Source organism: Desulfitobacterium sp. (assembly GCF_034927245.1).
Classification (GTDB): domain Bacteria; phylum Bacillota; class Desulfitobacteriia; order Desulfitobacteriales; family Desulfitobacteriaceae; genus Desulfitobacterium_A.
The window spans coordinates 1-3474 of record NZ_JAYFQK010000080.1 but is presented as its reverse complement, the minus strand read 5'-3'; the positions used below and the strand labels follow the sequence as shown (position 1 = coordinate 3474).

General features: G+C 41.0%; 3 protein-coding genes and 1 riboswitch. Of the genes, 2 read left to right on the top strand and 1 reads right to left on the bottom strand.

Annotation, left to right across the window (positions count from 1 at the left end; all coding sequences use genetic code 11):
- Positions 1-166 precede the first annotated feature (166 nt).
- Entirely contained in the window at positions 167-1288 is a 1122-nt protein-coding gene (locus VB077_RS16180) for a Fic family protein (RefSeq protein ID WP_323416292.1), read from the top strand.
- 114 nt (positions 1289-1402) lie between these two features.
- Here the strand turns inward: VB077_RS16180 and VB077_RS16175 are convergent, their stop codons facing one another.
- A complete protein-coding gene (locus VB077_RS16175) occupies positions 1403-1729 on the bottom strand; it encodes a YmaF family protein (RefSeq protein WP_323416291.1) in 327 nt (108 codons plus the stop codon).
- A 204-nt stretch (positions 1730-1933) separates the two neighbouring features.
- Between VB077_RS16175 and cbiD the strand changes: the two genes are divergently transcribed.
- Positions 1934-3052, top strand: a complete 1119-nt coding sequence (gene cbiD / locus VB077_RS16170; RefSeq protein ID WP_323416293.1) for a cobalt-precorrin-5B (C(1))-methyltransferase CbiD — start codon at positions 1934-1936, stop codon at positions 3050-3052.
- A gap of 11 nt (positions 3053-3063) precedes the next feature.
- A riboswitch (cobalamin riboswitch) is annotated at positions 3064-3239 on the top strand.
- The last annotated feature ends 235 nt before the right edge of the window (positions 3240-3474 follow it).

Here is a 3474-nt window from a genome sequence, read left to right as displayed (position 1 = left end):
CTCGTTAAATTCATTATAAGATATTGTATCATATCCTAAGCATGCAGTAGAAGCCAGGGAATTCAAGACTTTTTACAGGAATACGGAAGATTGAATCTAAAACGATTGCCTATAATTGCGGAAATTTAGCGGCAATGCTATAATTCCATTAAAGGAGGTCGTTAACTTGTTTAATCCGAACTTTTCGATTACTACAACCATGGCTTCAAATCTTATGAAAATACAGAAATCTAGTATTCTAGTTGAAAATCTACCATTACCATCATCTGTCTTAGAAATTCTGAAAACTAAATCTAGAGAAGAGACAGTGTTATTATCAACAAAATTGGAAGGAAATAAATTAGACGAATATAAAAAGCGAGAAGCTTTCTACTCAGAACAACCATCCGATGAGCAGCAAGAAGTTTATAACTTAATGAAGGCTATTGATTATTTAGACAACTGTGAAAAGAGACAACTTGCTATAACAGAAGAATTTATAAAAAGACTTCATGCAATTATACGTGTAAGCCACGGTAGAAGACCAAAGTTAAGTGAATATCGAACCGAACAAAACCAAGTAGGAAGTCGGAATGACTCAAGTTGGTATCTACCGCCCGAATATACCGATGTACCTAGACTAATGGAAGATTTAGTTGCATGGGTAAATTCCGCATCTATGAAAGATATTCCTGCACCAATTAAAGCAGGAATTGTAATGTGGCAATTCTTAACTATCCATCCCTACATGGACGGAAATGGAAGAACAGCTAGAATGTTAGCGACTTATATCTTACGAATGGGTGGTTTAGGATTAAAAGGATTATTTATTCTAGAAAGTTTTTATGATCGACATTTAAAAGAATATTATAAAAGTCTTCAAATGGATTTACATCACAATTACTATTTTGGGAGAAATGATTGTAATATTACTCAGTGGCTTGAGTTTTTCTTAAACGGTTTAGCAGAAGTTTTTGAAGAAGCAGCGCAAATAGTAGAAGAAAAAAGTAATGAATACACTACAATTGAACCTGAATTAATTCGGGTGCTCGATCCAAACCAGCGCATTGTCTTTTCACAAATTGCATTCAGGTACAATTGGGTTAGTACTTCCGATCTTCGAAAGTGGTTAAATCTTTCAGATAGAACAATTCGCGATAAAGTTAAAAAATGGATTAACGAAGGCTTTATAATGCCACGCGATAGTGATGGAAAACGTATTCGTTCAGTTGTTCTAACTCCAAAATATCAAGCACTAGCAGAAGAAATTCGACAAGAGCCTGACAGATATCGTTATCTCTTGAAATGATTCGAGGCAAACATATTAAACGGGGCTGTCGCCAAACAACCCCGTTTTCGTGGTAGTGCCCATAATTATGGACTATTGCAAAAGACCATAGGTTCTGCGACAGTCCCGTTTTAATTAAAGCGCTCTCCTTTGGAATAACATTGAGGTTTCTTCGTTACCGGTATAGGCTTCGTAATAATGGGAATGGCAATGATCAAAGGTTGTACATCCAGTCAAACAGTGCGTGTGTCCGCCTCCCGGACAGGGTACGCATGGACCGGTACAGCCACGATAGCAATGAATATGCCCATGATCACAAGTCGTTATCCCATCATAGTAATGCACATGAGAAGCTCCCATAGGAACCGAAGGTCCGGTTAGTCCGCACATCCGGTGAATATGACCATTAGTGCAAGAAGTTTGAACACTATACGAATGGACATGATAATTAGAAGAATACATAAATTCACCCCCCTTTCGTAGTAACAGCTTATGCTTTGAAATGAACAAGCGTGAGACTTGCTATTGGCAAAAAAGAAGGAAGAAAAAGAAAGCCGCCGAATTCTTCCTTTAAAGAAAAAAGAATTAAGAAAAGGAACGAATTAAGATGGAAGGGCGGAAGGGAAAGCTTTGGGTCATAAAGATAAAGATTCGCATGAATGGCAGATGGGATATACTACAGGAAGCTGTGCTGCCGGGGCAGCGAAGGCTGCTTGCCAAAGATTAAATGATGAACAAGTAAAACCAACGATTGAAATTCCGCTGCCCGGCGGCGAACGTTTAAACCTTCCTCTTAAATGGGCAGAAAAAGAAAGCTGCTGGGGTAAAGCGGGGATTATCAAAGATGCCGGTGATGACCCGGATGTAACACATGGTATAGAGATTCAGGCTAAGGTACGAATCCTGGCTGATCGGGGCGAGATACTCATTCGCGGGGGAAAAGGAGTCGGCATTGTCACGAAAAAAGGACTCCAAGTACCGGTGGGCGAAAGTGCGATTAACCCCATTCCTCAGGAGATGATACGCAAAGCAGTCCGCGAGATATTTCCTGTGCAAGCCATTGAAGTGATCATCGAAGTGCCTGAAGGTGAGGACATTGCCCCCAAAACTTTGAATCCAAGATTAGGAATTCAAGGGGGAATCTCAATCTTAGGGACGACTGGGATCGTTAGGCCGATGTCTGAGGAAGCCTTTAAAAATTCAATTTTGCCGGAACTGGATCAAGCCATGGCTTATGGGTATCAAACGATCATTTTGACGCCGGGTCATTACGGATTTAAAACAGCAACAGAGGAGTTAAAAATACCGGCGGAAGCCATCATTCAGATGAGCAATTTTGTCGGCTTTATCTTAGAGGAAGCGGCTTACCGTAAATTCGATAAAGTAATATTATTAGGGCATATTGGCAAACTAATAAAAGTTGCAGGTGGGATATTCCATACGCATAGCCATGTCGCAGACGCACGGATGGAAATTCTGGTAGCCCATGCGGCACTTCATGGGATTGCGTTAGAAAAGTTAAGATCTATCTCCGAATTTCCTACGGCCGAAGGAGCTGCCGCAGAATTGATTTCTTGGGGGCACCAGGATCTGATCCATGAAATCGCGGCTTTGGCAAGCCGGCGGGCAATGGAACATGTTCAGGGAAGATTGAAAGTAGGAACGATACTCACCTTATTGGACGGGACCATTATTGGCTGGGATGATACAGCTCAGCAATGGATTTCGTCAATATTCAATGGGCTCAAGAAGGATTTTGCCAATGTTTCTAGAAACATAGAATAATAACGTATAAATGAATAACGAAGAATCAAGGTTCCTCTGCGGAGGATGAAAAGGGAAGCCGGTGCAATTCCGGTGCGGTCCCGCCACTGTGTACAAGGAGTGCTTTTCAATACCCACTGGTAATCCGGGAAGGGGAAAGGTGCGTTGATCTGAAGCCAGGAGACCTGCCTTGAGTATTTGCTTAACCTACGGGCGATAGGGGATGTGTTTATTGTGAAGCCATAAACTAAGATGAGTCGTTCGGGACTTATCTTTTTTTTATACGTATCAGAATGTATAAGTTGATTTGACTGCTGAAAGCAGTTAAATTTAGTCCTCTATACCTGCTAAAGTGGAAAAATGAGGATAATCCAGATCCAGGTCTTAATGTTCCTACTGAATGACATGTTAGTCGGGGGTATAATCCCCATTTCTTCTTCATC